The 19,354-nt window shown below is 37.1% G+C and carries 16 protein-coding genes and 1 tRNA gene; 11 read left to right on the top strand and 6 right to left on the bottom strand.

Going from position 1 to position 19,354, the window contains the following annotated elements; genetic code table 11:
- Positions 1–13: 13 nt before the first annotated feature.
- From araA to I5677_RS13640, 3 genes are all read right to left on the bottom strand, one after another.
- A complete protein-coding gene (gene araA / locus I5677_RS13650; protein ID WP_197662189.1) occupies positions 14–1,495 on the bottom strand; it encodes an L-arabinose isomerase in 1,482 nt (493 codons plus the stop codon).
- A 65-nt stretch (positions 1,496–1,560) separates the two neighbouring features.
- Positions 1,561–3,228, bottom strand: coding sequence for a ribulokinase (araB, locus tag I5677_RS13645; protein WP_197662188.1), 1,668 nt, complete (start codon positions 3,226–3,228; stop codon positions 1,561–1,563).
- 405 nt (positions 3,229–3,633) lie between these two features.
- A complete protein-coding gene (locus I5677_RS13640) occupies positions 3,634–4,251 on the bottom strand; it encodes a flavodoxin family protein (protein ID WP_197662187.1) in 618 nt (205 codons plus the stop codon).
- Between the two features lie 446 nt (positions 4,252–4,697).
- On the opposite strand from I5677_RS13640, the gene trmB reads away from it, so the two are divergent.
- From trmB to I5677_RS13600, 8 genes are all read left to right on the top strand, one after another.
- On the top strand, positions 4,698–5,333 hold the full coding sequence (trmB, locus tag I5677_RS13635; RefSeq protein ID WP_197662186.1) for a tRNA (guanosine(46)-N7)-methyltransferase TrmB: 636 nt from the start codon (positions 4,698–4,700) through the stop codon (positions 5,331–5,333).
- Between the two features lie 87 nt (positions 5,334–5,420).
- Entirely contained in the window at positions 5,421–5,567 is a 147-nt protein-coding gene (locus I5677_RS13630; RefSeq protein ID WP_197662185.1) for a hypothetical protein, read from the top strand.
- Between the two features lie 153 nt (positions 5,568–5,720).
- Positions 5,721–6,038 carry a thioredoxin gene (trxA, locus tag I5677_RS13625; RefSeq protein WP_197662184.1) on the top strand — a complete coding sequence of 106 codons (318 nt, stop codon included), beginning with the start codon at positions 5,721–5,723 and terminating at the stop codon, positions 6,036–6,038.
- A gap of 159 nt (positions 6,039–6,197) precedes the next feature.
- A tRNA-Lys gene (locus I5677_RS13620) sits at positions 6,198–6,270 on the top strand.
- 349 nt (positions 6,271–6,619) lie between these two features.
- Complete coding sequence (locus tag I5677_RS13615; RefSeq protein WP_197662183.1) at positions 6,620–7,915, top strand: methyl-accepting chemotaxis protein; 1,296 nt, start codon at positions 6,620–6,622, stop codon at positions 7,913–7,915.
- Positions 7,916–8,330: 415 nt separating this feature from the next.
- Positions 8,331–9,692: a PQQ-dependent sugar dehydrogenase gene (locus tag I5677_RS13610; protein ID WP_197662182.1), complete on the top strand. Its 1,362-nt coding sequence runs from the start codon at positions 8,331–8,333 to the stop codon at positions 9,690–9,692.
- 374 nt (positions 9,693–10,066) lie between these two features.
- The gene (locus I5677_RS13605) at positions 10,067–11,974 is read left to right on the top strand and encodes a glycoside hydrolase family 3 protein (RefSeq protein ID WP_197662181.1); all 1,908 of its coding nucleotides are present in this window, start codon (positions 10,067–10,069) and stop codon (positions 11,972–11,974) included.
- A gap of 338 nt (positions 11,975–12,312) precedes the next feature.
- Positions 12,313–13,137 carry an alpha/beta fold hydrolase gene (locus I5677_RS13600; protein WP_197662180.1) on the top strand — a complete coding sequence of 275 codons (825 nt, stop codon included), beginning with the start codon at positions 12,313–12,315 and terminating at the stop codon, positions 13,135–13,137.
- Positions 13,138–13,164: 27 nt separating this feature from the next.
- Here I5677_RS13600 and I5677_RS17455 read toward each other — a convergent pair whose 3' ends face one another.
- Positions 13,165–14,094, bottom strand: a complete 930-nt coding sequence (locus tag I5677_RS17455) for a potassium channel family protein (RefSeq protein ID WP_197662179.1) — start codon at positions 14,092–14,094, stop codon at positions 13,165–13,167.
- A gap of 85 nt (positions 14,095–14,179) precedes the next feature.
- Complete coding sequence (locus tag I5677_RS13590; protein WP_197662178.1) at positions 14,180–14,440, bottom strand: LbetaH domain-containing protein; 261 nt, start codon at positions 14,438–14,440, stop codon at positions 14,180–14,182.
- 359 nt (positions 14,441–14,799) lie between these two features.
- On the opposite strand from I5677_RS13590, the gene I5677_RS13585 reads away from it, so the two are divergent.
- From I5677_RS13585 to murI, 3 genes are all read left to right on the top strand, one after another.
- A complete protein-coding gene (locus I5677_RS13585) occupies positions 14,800–15,213 on the top strand; it encodes a DUF2500 domain-containing protein (protein ID WP_243456605.1) in 414 nt (137 codons plus the stop codon).
- A gap of 243 nt (positions 15,214–15,456) precedes the next feature.
- Positions 15,457–16,413, top strand: a complete 957-nt coding sequence (locus I5677_RS13580) for a hypothetical protein (RefSeq protein WP_197662177.1) — start codon at positions 15,457–15,459, stop codon at positions 16,411–16,413.
- Positions 16,414–16,787: 374 nt separating this feature from the next.
- Positions 16,788–17,570, top strand: a complete 783-nt coding sequence (gene murI, locus I5677_RS13575) for a glutamate racemase (protein ID WP_197662176.1) — start codon at positions 16,788–16,790, stop codon at positions 17,568–17,570.
- A gap of 281 nt (positions 17,571–17,851) precedes the next feature.
- On the opposite strand, the gene I5677_RS13570 is transcribed toward murI, so the two are convergent.
- Positions 17,852–19,303, bottom strand: coding sequence for a spore germination protein (locus I5677_RS13570; protein ID WP_243456604.1), 1,452 nt, complete (start codon positions 19,301–19,303; stop codon positions 17,852–17,854).
- Positions 19,304–19,354: the final 51 nt, after the last annotated feature.

The raw sequence follows: 19,354 nt of genomic DNA, 5'->3' as shown, positions 1-19,354 counted from the left end.
ATCCCCTTTCCCATTACTTACTTAATTTCCAGGCAATGTCCTGAAGGAATAACTGCTGTTTTATCTCTGTAATGGTTGTAGCTTTATTAATATATATTACTTCAATTCCCATAATTTCAGCCCAATCAATCATGTGTTCAGCACATAGGGAGTACGACAATACAGTATGATGGGCACCTCCTGCCAATATCCAGGCTTCAGATCCAGTTTTAAAATCAGGCATAGCCTTCCACATGACTCTTGCTACCGGAAGATTAGGCATCTCATAAATAGGCTTTACGGCCTCAACGTCTTGAATAATCAAGCGGAATCGCCCTCCCATGTCAATTATGGAAGCTACGATAGCCTTACCCGGCCGACCCTCAAAAACCAAGCGGGCAGGAGCGGATTTACCCCCAATACTTAAGGGATGAACCTCAATTCTGGGTTTGTCCGCAGCTATGGTAGGACATACCTCCAGCATATGGGCACCAAGAGATAATTCCTCACCCTTAGTAAGGTCGTAGGTGTAGTCCTCCATAAAAGAGGTACCTCCGGATAAGCCCTCGGACATCTGTTTCATGATATGAGTCAAAGCGGATACTTTCCAATCACCTTCACCACCATAGCCATAGCCTGCTTCCATCAATCTCTGGGTTGCAAGTCCAGGCAGCTGTTCCATGCCGTGGAGATCCTCGAAGGTATTGGTAAAAGCATTGCATCCGGTATCATCCATCATTTTTCTAAGAGCAAGCTCTTCTTTTGCTTGATATCGGATAGCCGGTATATTATCCGTTGCAAAAGTGTATTTTTCCCGATATTCATTCATTAACTGATCGATTTGTATATTTGATACAGTATTCATCTGATTTACCAGATCACCTACGGCGTAGGTATTAACCTGCCAACCCAGTTTTATCTGAGCTTCAACCTTATCACCCTCTGTTACGGCAACCTGGCGCATATTATCGCCAAATCGCATAACTTTTAAGCTTTTGCTGACAAGTGCACCGATTGCAGATCTCATCCATCCGCCAATTCGTAGTTGGACATCCTCATCCTGCCAGTAACCTGCAATTACTTTTCTTGGAATTCTTAACCTGGCTCCGATAAATCCATGCTCCCGATCCCCATGGGCAGATTGATTTAAATTCATGAAATTCATATCAATATCTTCATTGGGTATACAGCGATTATATTGTGTATGAAGATGGCAGTATGGTTTTTCTAATAAGGACAGCCCGGTAATCCACATTTTAGAAGGAGAAAAGGTGTGCATCCAGGTAATAATACCTGCACAATTATTATCATGGTTTGCCTCTTTAATTATAGTAGTAATTTCATCGGGTGTGGTTACAATAGGCTTAAATAAGACGGAGCATGGTATGTGAGAAGAATCATTCAAAGATTGCGCGATCACTTTCGAATGCTCTGCTACCTTAATTAAAGTATCCGGTCCATATAAATGCTGGGAACCGGTAATAAACCAAAATTCGTAACGCTTTAATCCTATCATGGATTAACCTCCTTCAATGTTTACGTATAACTTAACGACTATTATATTTGTATATCAAGATAAGCCTATTTGCTCTGTTCTTTTTTTATTTCCTTGAGGCGCTTCATAACATCATTAGCCCCACGGCCAAAATAATCATGTAGGATAGAATATTCATTGTATAACTTATCATAAACTGCTGCATTTTCCGGTATCGGATAATATACGGTATCCCGTAATTTACCCATAATCTGACCGGCTTCAAATACATTATCATATCCGCCCTTAGCTTTGCCAGCGGCCACTGCTCCAAAGATAGCACTACCGAGGGCAGGACCTTGGGAAGTGCCTCCGATCTTTATCGGTACTTTAATAATATCGGCATAAATCTGCATTGCCATAGGATTCTTCTGTGAGATACCTCCGGAGGCATAAAATTCATCGACAGGAACACCGCTTTCACGGAAGGTTTCGATAATCTTTCTTGTACCATATGCGGTGGCCTCGATTAAGGCACGGTAAATCTCTTCCGGCTTTGTATGAAGCGTCATACCAATGATTAAACCGGTCAAGTCCACATCAACTAAGACAGAGCGATTTCCGTTCCACCAGTCAAGGGCAATCAAACCACTCTGACCTACTTTCATGTTTTCTGCCTTTTTTGTTAAATACTCATGTATATTCAGACCTTCTGCCTGAGCAGCTTCTATATACTGCGAGCTAACACAGTTATCGACAAACCAGGCGAAATGATCTCCTACACAGGACTGTCCTGCTTCATATCCAAAATATCCGGGACATACACCGTCTTCTACTACACCACACATACCGGGAACAGTTTGTTCTTTCTCGCCAAGGAGTATATGACAGGTTGAGGTACCCATGATAGCAAGCATTTTCCCCGGACCGTCAATCTTAACAGCAGGAACGGTAACATGAGCATCCACATTAGCAACCGCAACTGCGGTACCGGGGTTTAAACCGGTTAGGTTAGCGGCATTTCCCGTAATTTCACCTGCTTTTACTCCAAGAGGGGTGATAGGCCAGTTTAATTTATCATCAACGACATTCTCAAGTCTCGGATCAAGGGATTTAAAAAATTCCTTATCCGGATAGCCATCCTTCTTATGCCAGATTGCCTTATAACCCGCAGTACAGGAGTTTCTGGTCTGTACACCGGTTAATTGCCAGATAACCCAGTCAGCAGCCTCAATAAAGAAATCCGCTTCCTCATAGATGTCCGGTGCTTCTTCCAAGGTCTGCCAGATCTTTGGAAAGGCCCACTCAGAGGAAATCTTACCGCCATATCGAGGAAGCCATTTTTGCTTTGTTTTCTCTGCAATTTCATTTAATCTATTCGCTTTATCCTGTGCAGCATGGTGCTTCCATAGTTTAATATAAGAATGGGGTTCGTTCCTATATTTATCCAAGAAACATAAGGGAGTACCATCTGCTTTCACCGGTAACAGGGTACAGGCAGTAAAATCAATGCCTACTCCGATTATATCTTCTGCGCTAATACCGGATTCTTTTAATACCTCAGGGATAGTGTGAGCCAATACATCCAAATAATCCTGAGGATGCTGTAGAGCCCAATCCGGAGGGAGTTGTCTACCGTTTGGAAGTGTTTCATCCATAACCCCATGGGGATAATTATAAACTGCCGTTGCCAGCTCCTCACCTGTTTCTACATTTACTAATAAAGCGCGTCCGGATAAGGTTCCGAAATCCACACCAATCGTATATTTAGCCATAATGTCCTCCTATAATAAGCAGTTACAATCTATTCATTCGAAGAAGGAAGTTGGTCCCCTTCATACGGGTATCCCAGAGGATTAAAAAAGGATTATTAACTGCTATATTTTTATTGTTTCCAATAGATAGATGATTCATAATAATATATAAATGATTAATAATAGTTACTTTATAATTACTATATAAAAATTATTACCATAATATTAAAGATAAAAGATAAAAAGATATCGTATCTATGGGAGAAGTATTCTGCTATTGATATGTGATTTATCTTGTTTATTGTACTATATCGGTAATCCTGTGTAAACAAAAACTAATTAGTTTTGACTTTGTTCGAACGATAAATCAATTCATTAATCGTGTATCTTTTGATATATATCGGTATAGGCAATTCGTAAGGATAGTTATCTTATAAAATTCGTCCATGCACGGGGGTAAGGCTTCGGGGCCGGATGAGAAGTTTTACTATATTCCTTAATTTTTAACATCCAGGTTATATTTTGAGCCAGGTTATGTAACACGGACATTCCCTCGGCATCCTCCAAAACCTCCCTCGGAGCACCTCCATGGATTACATTCCAATAATAAGAGGGGGCAATTAGCATCTCAGAGATTAAGAAGTAATTATTTAATTGATCAAACGTATTCATACCGCCGGAGCGTCTGGGAATAGCAACCGAAGCACCTACTTTGTGTCGCATTCGGCCACGGCTGGCAAAGAATAACCGGTCTAAAAAACTCTTCATTGTTCCTGCAATTCCAGCATAATAAACCGGGCTTCCAAGAAGGAGAGCATCAGCCTCATAAACCTTTTCAACAAGTTCCTTAAAATTCTCATCTGAGAATATACAATGACCATCTGCGCAGCGTCCGCAAGCCATACACCCCTTAATATCCATGTTTCCAACCGTTATAATCTCGGTTTGAATATTTTCCTGATTCAGAACATCACAAACAGTCTTTAAAGCATAATATGTATTCCCCCGTGGCTTAGGGCTTCCGTTAATCGCGATTACTTTCATAGTTGTTCTCCCTTTTAATCTTCTTTTACATATAAAATCAAAACCTTGACAGCTTCACCTTGATAATATTGATAGGTGATGATTGCTAACAGTTAAAGCAATGGTAGCTACATAAATATACTAGCAATTAGCATCATGATTTCTTTTAGTATACTACAGAAGTTATTCTATATAAATAGGTTGATTCTAACGAAATTTACCAACCACTCTGCCAGAATCGGACAAACTGTATAAAGAAATGGACTGATAGATACGATAAAAGCAAGAATTGACGTACTAAAGGTTTGTATTTATAATAACAGATGAGATAAAGGATCATAAAAAATGAATAAAATAAAGAAATGATTTAATCGACGACACCTACGCAATTATAACATGGGGTTAATAAACCGATTGTTAGAAACAAAGCGATAAAAGACTAAAAAAATGATACAAGGAGATCAGATATGAGACTTAGAAATATCAGTGGTTCAAGAGAAATTGTTGCACAGGATGAACATGTAATACAGGAGCCGGAACAATATAAAGGAAAGTGGAATAATTTATTTCAGAATAATAACCCTATCCATGTGGAAATCGGTATGGGAAAAGGAAAATTTATCATGCAGTTGGCACAGAGGAATCCGAATATTAATTATATAGGTATAGAGAAGTATTCCAGTGTATTATTAAGAGCATTAGAAAAAAGAAGGGAAGTTGAACTTAATAATCTATTCTTTATCCGCTTTGATGCAGAATATCTTAATAATATCTTTGATACAGAGGAAATCTCCAGGATTTATCTTAATTTTTCTGATCCCTGGCCGAAGGACAGACATGCGAAAAGAAGATTAACCTCAAGAGAATTCCTGAGTAAATACAACCTCTGTTTAAAACAGGAGGGTGAGGTTATATTTAAAACCGATAACCGAATGTTATTTGATTTCTCTGTTGAAGAAGCAAAGGAAACAGGGTGGAAGTTAAGAAATGTAACCTACGATCTTCATAACAGTGAATTCGTAGAAGGAAATGTAATGACAGAGTATGAAGAGAAGTTTTCAGCTATGGGAAATCCCATTCATCAAATGATAGCATATCGTTAGGAGTATGATACGTTTATTACCTTTGATTGGTGCTAAAACAACCCTATATTCATAAAATAGTAAAAACAGGATAAAGGCGGTTAAAGCATGAGAAAGACCTGGAAGGATAAGGTGGCGAAAGCAACCGGTAGTAATTATAAACTAAACAAAAAGGCCTTGCAGATAAAAAAATCATGGGACGAAGTAGAAGGAATACTAAAAAAATCGATGAATAAGAATCAGAAAAAAAAATAGGAAAAGACTTGTAATTCTTTTCTTAAGGGTGTAATATCACATAATATAGTAGGAATAAAGAGATACTATACAATAACATTGTGTTTTTGAGCGGTTTTTTATATATATTAAAACGAGGAATATAGCTCAAATATCAAGAATGGAGGAAAAAATATGGCTTTTCAATTTACAGATGCAAATTTTAAAAATGAAGCTTTAGAATCGGACATCCCTGTATTAGTTGATTTCTATGCAGACTGGTGTGGTCCTTGTAAAATGGTTGCACCTATCATAGCTGAATTAGCTGATGAATATCAGGGTGTATTTAAAATAGGAAAACTAAATGTAGATGACAATTCTGAAACGGCAGGCGCTTATCGGGTTATGTCTATTCCTACTATGATAATTTTTAAAGATGGTAAACCGGTGGAGACTATGGTAGGAGCTTTATCAAAACAAGCCTTAAAGGATAAGCTAGAAGCTCATAAATAATTTAAGCTTTAAAAAATAGATATATGAGGGTAAAGGAATGTAGAAAAATAGGATTTTCTTTACCCTCATGTCTAAATTATTGGTTTTATTAAAAAAATTAAAAAAATACTTGCAATATGGCCAAGTATCATATATAATGATTTTTGCGTTCGAAAATACGCGCCTCTAGCTCAGTTGGTAGAGCACCTGACTCTTAATCAGGGTGTCCAGGGTTCGAGCCCCTGGAGGCGCACTTTATAAAAGGTTCTGATTTGCAGACGTAGGAGCTGTGGGTTGGGACTTTTTTCACGTTAATGAACTGAGACCTGCACAAAGAATGAAGTATGACAACTCCGTGAGCATGTTCACCGGGAGTTGTCATACTTCATTCTTGTATAGGCGAAGCCTACGTGACCGAAAAGACCGAAGGTCTTGAGGTTACGGTGCAGGTCTCATGTTAGTAGGTATGGGTTTGAGGCGTGGATATCGTAAAAAACTTTCAAATATGAAAATAATCAAATTGACGAAAAATATCAGATTATGGTATTATATGCATAAAATACATATTTATTCCAAAATTTATCCAAATAAAGGAGACTACAATGAAGAAAGTAAATCAGTTTCATAGAACTTTTAGAAACGTTAAAACTAGTATAAAAACTAAAATGTTAATAAGTATAATCCTAGCGTTAATTATTAGTCCAACCATTTCCGTATTCATAAATAATTTGGTACAAAAATTAGATTTTATTACAGGTAATATATCTGTTTACATATCAACTATTATTAATCTATTAGTAGTATCCTTAATTATCATGTTTCAGCTACAGTTTATAGTATTAAAGCCTTTAAGTAAAATAATTAAAGTAACACGTACATTAGATTTAAAAACAGAATTAAATATTAAATCTAAGGATGAAATCGGAGAATTAGCAAATTATCTAAATGCTTTTTTAAATACAATTCGCCTGACTGTAAAAGAAGTGAAAGTGGCTAGCAATCAAGTGTCAATATCCTCAGAACAGTTAAGTAGTGTTAGTAAACAATCAGTTTTAATGGCTGACGAGATTGGAAAAGCTATTAGTGAGATTGCATTAGGTGCTAACAATCAAGCGAAAGATACAGAAGATGCATTTAACTATGCAAATAATTTAGGGCAACTAATTAATGAAGATCAGGAACAGTTAAACTTATTAAATCAGTCTACTGAGAATATAAACTTATTAAAAAATGAGGGAATAAGTACAATGAATTCCCTTATTGAAAAAACAATTCATAGTTATGAAGTCACCTTGGATGTAAATAAAATCGTTAAAGATATGAGTATAAGCGTTGAAAAAATAAAAACGGCAAGTGAGATGATTAGCAATATTACAAAGCAGACCAATCTATTAGCGTTAAATGCATCTATTGAAGCTGCAAGAGCAGGTGAACATGGAAAAGGATTTGCTGTAGTTGCTGAGGAAACAAGAAAATTAGCAGAGCAATCAAAACGTTTTACGGAAGAAATTGCAATTTTAATTGAAGAATTAATAGATAAATCTGGGCAAACAGTAAGCAATATGGATAATGTAAAAAATTTAATTGGGTATCAAAAGGAAAGTGTTGAAGATACAAATATTAAATTCGAGAATATAGCTAGAGCTATTGATAAAATGAAAGAGGTATTAGAGGAGTTAAATACCTCGGGAAAAAACATGAGTAAACATAAAGATGGTATATTAGAAATTATACGTAATTTAGCATCTGTTTCAGAAGAGACAGCGGCAAGTACGGAAGAAGCATCTGCTTCAATACAGGAGCAAGCGTCAACTATGGAAGAAGTTGCAACTTCTAGTGAAAGTTTAATGAATATAGCTAAAGAGATGTTAAATGTAGTAAGCAAGTTTAAGGTTTAAATATACATAGTAATAATTTGTTAATTAAATCAGGAAGCCATTTAGAATTTTAAGGCAATAAAACCATAACCATATTAAATTATACTTAAATCAAAAATAATACTATCATCCTTGATGTATTGGCTAAGTAAGAAATAAATATAAGAGAAAGAACGTGGTCGCCTAAATGGTTGCTATGACCCTTTAATCACATGTTTGAAATCCCAGCTGGGTAAGAGAATCTACCTAGGCTGGGATTTTCATTTCATGTGGGTCTAAGTCCTCATAATCAGAGTGTTCAGGGTTTGAACCTCTGAAGTCGTGGTGTGGGCTATTCTAAAAAAGCGAAAGTATATACCATACCTATTAACAAGAGCATAGAATATCAAATATTTTTATGAATATAATATTCTAAGAAATAAAACAAGGTGCAATAATGAATTTATCAAAACCTTATTGGATGGATATATTAAATATGCAACAAACATTAAATATAGAAAGATATGTAAATCCAGATGATATCGCTGTTCCTATTGGATATCAGATTGAGGTTTTTGCACAAGGAATAGATACGCCAATCGGTATTGACTTTACTGAACGTGGAGATCTTCTTATTGCAGATTCAGGGATACTTTCAGGCAATCCCAAAGTTTTACTGTTAAGTAACGGTCAATTCTCCACTTTAGCAGAGGGATTTAATGTCCCAATCACAGGAATTACATATAGAAATGGATCTATCTATGTGGCTCATAGAGGTGTAATATCGATTGTACAGTTAGATGGTTCAATACAGAATATTATATATGGACTTCCAAGTCAAGGAGATTTTTCAAATAATAAAGTTTCCTTTGGTCCGGATGAAAAAATGTATTTTGGTCAAGGAACAGCTACAAATTCCGGAGTGGTAGGTTTAGATAACGAATGGGTATTTGAACACCATTTCTTTAGTGACAGACCGGGTTCATATGTAATGTTAAATGGACAAAATTTCGAAACACAAAATATGTTAATCCCAGTGGGAACCGATATTGCCTATACAGGAGCCTTTTCTGCGTATGCAGTTGCTAACTTACAGAGATTTGAGTTGATAAAAAGAGCGATTAGAGCTTCAGGCAGTATATTAAGAGCTAATCCTGATGGCACAGAATTAGAACAAGTAACATGGGGTTTTCGTAATCCATTTAACATACAATTCGATACATTTGGTAGAGGGTTCATATCAAACCAGGGATATGATAATCGAGGTAGCAGACCGATTACAAATGCACCGGATGAGTTGCATATACTTATTCCTGAAACATGGTATGGCTGGCCAGACTATTCGGCTGGAGAACTAGTTACTTTACCAAAATATGCACCTGCCAATGGGCCAGATCCAGAACTGTTATTTACAAATCATCCGTCGGTTCCTCCAAGACCCTTTGCAGTCTTCCCGCCTAATTCTAACATTATGGGATTTGATTTTAATATTAACAGTAGTTTTGGTGAATTAGGGGATATATATATCGCTACATTTGGTATTGTTAGATCTAACCTTCCGGAAGTAATTACAACTCGTCCGGGAGTTGGGCATAGTATAATAAAGGTAGATATGGATAATGGTCAATTATTTACATTTGTTTATAATAAATCAGGTTTAGCAGCAACTAGAGAGGAGGGAGGGCTTGGTAGACCAACAGATGTTAAATTCGGACCGGACGGTGAAATGTATATTTCGGATTTTTCTATGACAACGGAAGAAGATTTTTACTCTTACTATCCTAATACAGGCGTCATTTGGAGGGTATCTAGAATATAACTATACGTATTAAAAATATTATGATTATATATTAACTGGTTGGAAGAGCTGATGTCTTATTAGATGATGTCTCTTCCGCTTGTTTCGTATAACCTATCTTAGGAATAGAGTTTAATAGATATCCTTTAAAGTCATAGTACCATCCCGGAAGATATAGTCAGAAAGTCAATATGCGCTGGTAATTTTTAAAAGTAATTATACCATGAAAGAAAAATAAGATAGAGTAAATCATAGCTGTAAAATAGTATCAACAGACATATTATATAACTTTTTCTATTTTTTATATACTTCTTACACTTACCAAAGATTGTAAAGCGATTAGTCTTATGATATAAGAAGTATATGAGTTTTTCATGATGAGGGAGGTTATAAGTATGAAGAGGGTAAAATTAATTGCCTTGCTATCGGTGGTTGTTCTGGTGTTTGCCGGATGTTTTGGTAAGGATCAACCGGCTGGCGAAGCAGATGCACCGTCTGAACAACGTATCGGTCAGACCGCTAACAAAAAGGACAATAAGGTTATGCCGGAAGCTCTCCCGGGAGATACGACACAGGAAAAGGTAGAAGCGTTACTTAACAAGATGACCCTTGAGGAGAAGGTGGGACAGATGCTGCAGGGGATGAGAGATAGAGTAACGAATCAAGATGTTAAGAATCTGGGTCTTGGCTCTGTTCTTAGCGGAGGAGGTTCGTTTCCGGGAAGAAACAGACTGGATGACTGGGAGCGTATGATAAGTGATTATCAGGATGCTGCCTTAAAGACAGATAAGCAGATTCCTATTATATATGGAGTGGATGCAGTCCACGGTCTGGCATTGGTTAAAGATGCAGTGGTATTTCCTCAAAATATCGGTCTTGGGGCAGCGAATGATACAGAGCTCATGTATCAGATGGGTGCAGCAGTCGCTGAGGAGATGAAGTTAATTAGGGTACCTTGGAATTTCTCCCCCTGCGTGGCAATCAATACGGATCCCAGATGGGGAAGGACCTATGAATGTTTTTCCAGTGACCCAACTATAGTGACAGAATTGGCCAAGGCATATGCCAAGGGGCAGTCAGATCACGGGGTTGAAGCAACGGCTAAGCACTACGTAGCAGACGGCGGTGTTGTGTTTGGCACAGGAGAAGGTGATTTTTTAATTGACCGCGGCGATGCAAGGTTGACTGAGAAAGAACTGAGGAGGATACATTTAAAGCCCTATAAGGATATGGTGGATTCCGGAATTAAGATAATCATGGCCTCCTTTAGCTCCTGGAATGGGGTTAAAATGCATGAAAATGAATACCTGTTAAAGGAGATTCTGAAAAAGGAATTTGGTTTTCAAGGATTTATTGTATCAGACTGGGAGGCAGTATCAGGACTCAGTGGTGACAGTTATGAGGAAAATATCATATTGGCTGTAAATGCCGGAATTGATATGTTAATGGAACCGAATAGTTATTCCCAGGCTCATTCGATCCTTATTAAGGCGGTGAAAAGTGGTAAGATTACAGAGGAAAGGATTGACGATGCAGTCAGTCGAATTCTTACTGTAAAGATTGACCTAGGTCTTTTTGAAGACCCTTATATGGAGAACGTAAGCCATGAGGTTACAGAGTTAGGAAGCGAGAAGTACCGAAGTCTTGCGAAACAACTGGTAGAAAAATCTCTGGTGTTGTTAAAGAATGAAAATGATATCCTACCGCTGAAAGAAGGGCAGAAGATATTCGTTACCGGTCCTGCCATGAATGATATGGGCCTTCAATGTGGAGGTTGGGGCCTGACCTGGCAGGGACTTATGGATAGAGGAGGCGCCAAGGTTACAGAAGGAACGACAATCTTAGAAGGACTGAAGGAATACGGTGAAATATATGGGTATGAGATTATAACCGATAAGGATCGTGCCGAAGAAGCAGACTTAGTTCTATTAGTCATAGGTGAAATACCCTATGCGGAGTACATGGGGGATACCGAAGATTTGTCTATTACCGGTGTAACAGCACATAAAGACAATGCTAAAGCGATCGAACTGGCGAATAGTTTGGATAAACCGGTGGTTACTTTATTAGTTGTCGGAAGAAATGTTTTAATTACCCAGTATATGGAGGCTTGGGACGGTATTGTTATGTGTTATCTTCCCGGTTCCGAAGGAGAAGGTGTGGCATCCGTTTTATCCGGAGAGACTGCTTTTACCGGAAAACTTCCTATGCCGTATTACAGAAGTGCCGAGGATATTGGTAAGAAGGATGCGAATTTACTCTTTGAATTTGGATATGGCTTATCTTATACCCATATAAAATAGCATATGAAATATTAAGAACTCAATGATCATAAAACCCGGTTTTGTATTCAAACATATGAAGTCGGGTTTCGTTTTATGTGTTTTAACTTAAATTATTAGGTGCATGGTATGACCTATTATGTATGCTATGGCTAGGTATTAAATAAATCTATGATACATGAAATTAATCTGAAAATGAAACATAAAATAAAGCAATAATAACCATCGAGGCAAAATATGAGTTTACACAAAAAATCTCTCTTCGACTTAATATGGAGGGATTTGCTGTGATTCCAGTAGTTTGCACATTTTACCATGTACAGAATATAATAATTATAATTTATTTATAGAGGTTGTATATGGGATTTTTTATTGAAGTAGAAGATGGAGTAAGATATTATGTAGAAGATATTAATCCAAAAGGGAATAAGACAATTCTTTTCCTGCATGGATGGCCTGGAAGTCACAAGTTGTTTGAATATCAGTTTGATCATCTTCCGAGCATGGGTTATCGATGTATAGGGATTGATACAAGAGGCTTTGGTAATTCTGACAAGCCATTTTGCTGTTATGACTATGATACATTAGCGGATGATGTAAGATATATCATAGAGAAAATGAGTTTATACAATATTACACTGTTAGGACATTCAACAGGAGGAGCAATTGCATGCAGATATATGGGAAGGCATCATGGTTATGGGATCTCTAAGCTGGTCCTTTGTGCAGCAGCAGCCCCTAGTCTGATAAAACGTCCAAGATTTCCTTATGGAATAGACAAAGTAGTGGTGGATCAAATTATTGAAAACACCTACAAAGATCGTCCACAGATGCTTCGTGGATTTGGAGACAGGTTTTTCTTTCAGCATACTTCACAGGCTTTTTCTGATTGGTTCTTTCAAATTGGGTTACAGGCTGCCGGTTGGGCAACGGCATTTATTGCTATGACATGGATCAATGAGGTTCTTTTTACTGATTTGGAATCAGTTCAAATTCCTACCTTAATTATTCATGGTATTCAGGATCAGGTGGTTCCGTTTGAACTGAGTGAAATTCAGAATAAGATGATTAAGAACTCTATACTCATACCCTTTGAGCTCAGCGGACATGGTAGTTTTTATGATCAGAAAGATCATTTCAACAAAGTACTTAGTAATTTTATAGAAGGTCTAGATTGCGCTTAGAATTTGATAATATATATCGGCACTGTTTTATAATGGTGATTTCTTATGGTTTGTGTTTTTCATTTTAAGATAATCTAAGTAAAAGGCTATAAAAACAGCCAAAATGATGGTACCAAGTAAGGTTTCAACCATGACAAGCATACGAATTAACATTGAATTAGGTAATATATCACCATACCCCAAAGTACTAATTGCAACGGAGCTAAAATACAAAAAGTCAGGCAAAGGATATGTGAAATCATGATTATTCTGATACTGGTAAATTACTTCGAAGGCTTTGTTAAATTCCTGATCCAATAGATTGACGGAGTTTGAGATAATATATAGATCATGATTTAAAGGTAAGTATCGGTCATAATTAAAATTTCCCAGAAAATCATCATCCAAGGTAATATAGTAGGTTTGCTGTTTCTTTATATAATTCATATATTCTTTCGGTAATGTAATATACTGGCCGGGTCTTGATCTTAGAAATGTAGAATCAGGGATATGACATACCGTCAGTTTCAGAATATTATAGTGTGTAGCACCGGTGATTTGCCGGTGCTCTTTTATAAGATCTAATCTAAAGAAATTATATTTTTTCTGCTTCCACTGTGAATAATAAAATTTTACCCAGTTCATACCGATTGGGTTTAAACCCACACCGGATAATTTATAGGTTAGTAAAGGATAATCTCCCTCACTCATTTTTAGCAGAGTTACATCGTTATCTTCTTTAAATAAAGCTTTTGCAATATCATAATCAACCTTTATATCTAACTCCTTTTGAAAAGATACCACCTTTGATTTAGTAAGAATATCATTTTGAAAGTAAAACATCTCCCCCTGATAGATATTAGCCAGCACATAGTACACAATACCAAAGAAGAACCAGACTGCAAGATAAACCATCAGACATCCAATAGCCTTATGTTTTTTTATGAAGTTAATGAAATAAAGCAATATACTTCGCACATATTCCTCGCTTAATCACTTTTAAGTATAAATTATTATATTAACACTACTGCACGAATCATGAATGAAATGCTTAATTTAATTATTACATCATCCTCTTAGTTTCCATCACAACAAAGCCCGCAGGAGTAACGGGTATTCCAAGTAATAAAGAGTACGAGGAGGGGAATTGTTCATTTACCCTGGGGACCTCTTTAGTAAAGGCTTCCTGATCAGAAGGAACGTGATTTAGCAGATCTGCTTTTTCTTGATTATCAATGGATGCTCCCGGCGGAACAAACCTTCCGGAAGATATGGTTACTCCGTTCATTACAACAGCTCCGGAAGATGCTGGAAAACAGATCATTCATGTCGGTTGGAGGAATGTTTGGGTAATAAGAATAAGGAATTGAGGGAGTTATCGGACTAGAAACCATATAGAATGGATTCTCATATGTTACCTAAGGCATTGTTCTATGAATAATCCGGACTAAATAAAAATTGAAGTGTACCGGAGAAAAAGATATTGAATAGAATTCACATATGAGATATGATTAGATTATATTTTATAGGGATTGGAATTTTTATATAGAAAATCATTCAAAGGAAAGAATAATGTATGAAGTAAGGTTTCTTATATAGGAAGTATTTCGAAGAGAAGGACAGCTTTATTTATTGATAGTAAATGAATAATAAAAAAGGGAATAAAGAGGAATGAGGTAAAGTATGTTTAATAATAATTTTGAAAGCGGGTTTCATAACAATGTCGATACGATGTTTAACTTTTTTCCAATTATCTTTGGAATTATATTTTTTCTTATCATAGGAGTATTTGTCGTAGTAATCGTTAAAGGTCTAACCCAATGGAACAAAAATAATAATTCTCCTGTGCTGACGGTCGAGGCAAAAGTAGTAGCAAAAAGAGCAGATGTCTCCCATCATACCCATCACAATACGGATTCCACAGGGATGCATCATACATCCTCATCTACAACCTATTATGTAACCTTCCAGGTGGAGAGCGGGGACCGTATGGAACTGCATGTACCGAATAGTGAATATGGTATGCTGGTTGAAGGTGACGAAGGAAGACTGACATTTCAAGGCACCAGATTTAAGGGATTTGAAAGAGCATATTAATTACGAATAGATAAAACATAGCGATAAATAGATAATATAATTAGGCGAGGCTGTTGCATTATGGATATCTTGGTAGTCATATTCCAAAAAATTCATTATGCAGCAGCCTCTTTTGTATGAAGAATGTTAATAACACTTCTATTAACCCTTTAATAAAACAAGCAAAGATAGAACTATGAGAAAATAGAAGTTATCTTAATTGGTTATAATAAGTAAAACGTAATATCATATGGAGGAATTCAGATGAAAAAAATATTAACAACGGTATTATGTATACTTATTCTAACCTTAGGCTTATCAGGGTGTGGTAAAGACGAAGCGGCTTCTCCGGATAATAACGGAAGCAATAATGCAAATAACACACAGGATAATGTAACAGGGGAGAATAATGACGTACAAGACACAACAGAGGATACGGAAGGTGTAGAAGATTTAGCAGAACAGGAGGATAATACAAATATCGAAGTCGGCATAGAAATTGAGGAACAAGTCATCTTTGATCAGGAAGGGTTTAAAATAACCGCGTTAAACATCGAAGATACGTTTCTTGGTCCGGAGATAAGACTCCTCATAGAAAATTCGTCCGATACAAACATTACAGTTCAGGCCAAAGAGACCTCTATTAATGATTTAATGATAGAACCGGCCTTTTCCAGTAATGTGGCAGCCGGTAAAAAGGCTAAGGAAGGTATTACCTTCTTATCAGACGACCTTAAGATAAATGAGATTGAGACAATCGCTAACATCGAATTTATACTGGATATATTTAATACAGAGACCTGGGATACCATTATTGAATCCGATCCCATTATCATTCATACTTCCGAGTCAGAGACGTATGTACAAGAGTATGATGATACAGGTGAGGTTATATATGAAGGTAACGATATTAAGATTGTTGAGAAGGGGCTTATGACAGATGATTTTTTTGGACCGGTCATCAAACTTTATATTGAAAATAATTCAAATACAGGTGTTACGGTTCAGGCAAGGGATGTATCGGTGAATGGTTTTATGGTAGAGCCGGCCTTTTCCGCCGATGTGTCTCCTGGTAAAAAAGCAAATGAAGGAATCACTTTTTTTGATTTGGAAGAAAATCAAATTGATGAAATAACACAAGCAGAATTCACTTTGGAGATATTCGATACGATAACCTGGGATACTATAGCTACAACAGATACCATTCAGTTGGAATATTAGGAGAAGTAGATTGTGGGTACAATAGGGCTGTTTATGAATGATTAAGCTAGGAATAGGAAGGTAAGACCTATGTCAAAAGCTTCATTTAGAGCAGCCCCATTCATTTTTATTATTTACATAGAGCAGTAACCTCTTTTTAAGGATCATATAAATACTATCTTTTTCTTTTGTTCCATGTTAAAATTTAATATTAGTTAGGGTATATTTCATTATAAATAAAACATAATAGAAAAGATTGAAAACCTAGTTATAGATCTGTAAATTACTCGGTAAAAACATGCCATCTCTTAGGGGATATATAAATGGTTGGCCTAAGAGGTGAGTTATTAATTTATGAATAAATCGATAGACAAAAGAGGATAGGAGAAATAACGTTGAAGATAGGATTTTTTGATTCAGGAATTGGTGGATTGACTGTTCTTCACCAAGCATTATCGGAAGTACCTGCAGATGAATTTATCTATTATGCAGATACGGATCACGTACCATATGGAACAAAATCACGGGAGGAGATAATTGCATATGTAGATTCCGCTGTGAATTTTTTGGTTTGCCAGGAGGTAGCGGCTATCGTTATTGCGTGTAATACAGCAACAAGTGCTGCTATTGATACTATGCGAAGTAAATATAGAATCCCTATACTTGGGATGGAACCCGCCGTTAAGGTAGCGGTCAAAAACGCATCGAATAAAAGAATTATGATTATAGCAACACCACTTACCGTGAGAGAGGAGAAGCTTCATAATCTATTAAAACAGGTAGATGAGGAACGTAAGGTGGATTTACTTCCTTTACCAAAGCTTGTTTTATTTGCCGAGGAAGGTCAATTTAACACGGAGGAAGTGGAGAGATATCTTGTGGAGGAGTTATCTCGGTTTAACTTAGATGACTATTCAACGCTGGTTTTGGGATGCACGCACTTTAATTATTTTAAGGATACATTAAGGAAGGTATTGCCTGAGGATATCGTATTCATTGATGGAATTCAGGGGACAATTAATCACCTGAAAAATGTGCTTGGGATTAACGGTGTATCAAAAGAAGGGATACCCTTGATACAATATTTTAAATCAGGACGCGAGGTAAAAGATGAAATTGAACGAAGGAATCTAACCGGATACCTTAAAAGGGCGGATGAAATGTCAAGGTTTTTATAATTTTATGATTTGATTATGGGAGAGTGGTTATACTACGGCATCTCCGGTGCGTTATATTAGCAGGATATCTCGGTCCATGTTGTTATGACCAGGTCTCTGTAACGAAGGAATCGGAACGCTATACATATAGTTAGATAGACAAAAGAGCTATTCACAACGACATGCCTGGTATGATCTTCAACCTGTGTGTGAGAAAGCGCACCTAGTGCACTTTCGTCATCCGATCCGCATATGATTGTGAACAGCACAGTCGTATTTCAAAAACGGAAAAAAACCTGTTTTTATTTCTTGTTTTGTCCACCAATTTTAGGTATCGGCATACGAAAAAGAATATGCGCCAAAGCCTTTGCATTAAATGGAATTAGCGGCCAGGTGTAGGCTTTTCCGTTTTTAAATGATTTTGTTGTAATGGTTATAATAAACATAATCAGGAAGGCTCCGATAAAGCCCCACAAATCTAAAAATCCGGTTAATATTAGAAACAGTAACCGAAAAATCCGGATTGCCATAGCAAATTCCATATTGGGGGTGGCAAAGGTACCGATACCGGCCGCAGCCATGTATAGGACGGTTTCGGGTACGAATAAACCAACGGTAATTGCCAGTTCGCTTAACAATAAACCACCGATGATTCCTAGGGAAGTCGTTAATGCACTGGGCGTATGGATGGAAGATATGCGCAGCAGGTCAAGTCCAAATTCCAGGATAATCAGCTGTAGAAACAGAGGGATAATACCGGGCTCCTTCGGACCCAGAAACTGAAGAAATTCAGGTAGGAGCTCTTTGTTATTCACTAGCAGAAGCCATAGGGGAGGAAGGTATAAAGCAGCTAACATTCCCAGAAACCGAATCCATCGAATGTAAGTTCCAACAGATATATTCTGATAGTAATCTTCGGCATGCTGTGTAAAGTGGAATATAGTAACCGGGAGCAGCATGACACTAGGGGAGGTATCGACGATGATTGCAATGTGTCCCTCCATCAGATGGGCAGCTACTACATCCGGCCGTTCCGTAAACCTTACGGTTGGAAGAGGGTTATACCAATGCTTTTTAATTAGTAACTCCTCCAAAGTTTTTTCTGCCATTACCAGAGAACCTACATCGATTTGATCTATTTTATCCTGGACTTCTTTTAAGAGCTTTTCATCTGCCAGGTCCCTAAGATAAGCGATAACTACGTCGGACTTGGAACGCTTACCCACACTTTTTATCTCAAAAATCAGATTAGGATCCCTTAACCTTCTCCGAATAAGAGCGGTATTAAATATAACGGTTTCTACCAACCCATCTCTAGAACCTCTGCTGACCTTTTCCAGTTCCGGTTCTTCCGGACTTCGAACCGGGTACTCTCTGGCGTCGATTAAGAGCCCTTGTTCCTGACCGTCAATGATTAATGCAACCGCTCCGGCAAGAACCATGGATTCCATTTGCTTTATATCAGAGAAGCTTTCCACTTCTATATACCCGATTTTTTGTTTCATTAAAGAAGAGATTACATTAACAGAAAGCTCTTCGGGAGATAAGGACTGAAGCACCTTTAAAATCCATAGCATGATATCATCTTTTGCAAATCCATCGATAAATATCAGATAGGCGTCTAATTTCTGTCCCAGAACCAATTCTCTTCCGATGACATCAAAGCTTTTCTTAATAGGCAACCTACCTTTAATTCGTTCTTTGTTTTGCTTTAGATCTTTTGTAAGCTTTATCGTCTGCATATCATCCATCATAAAACCACTACTCCTACTATATATTAAATTAACAAAAAACATTCTGCACAG

The organism is Mobilitalea sibirica (genome assembly GCF_015999265.1).
Lineage (GTDB): Bacteria > Bacillota > Clostridia > Lachnospirales > Lachnospiraceae > Mobilitalea > Mobilitalea sibirica.
The sequence above is the reverse complement of the archived record's forward strand: the minus strand, read 5'-3'. Positions and strand labels throughout refer to the sequence as shown.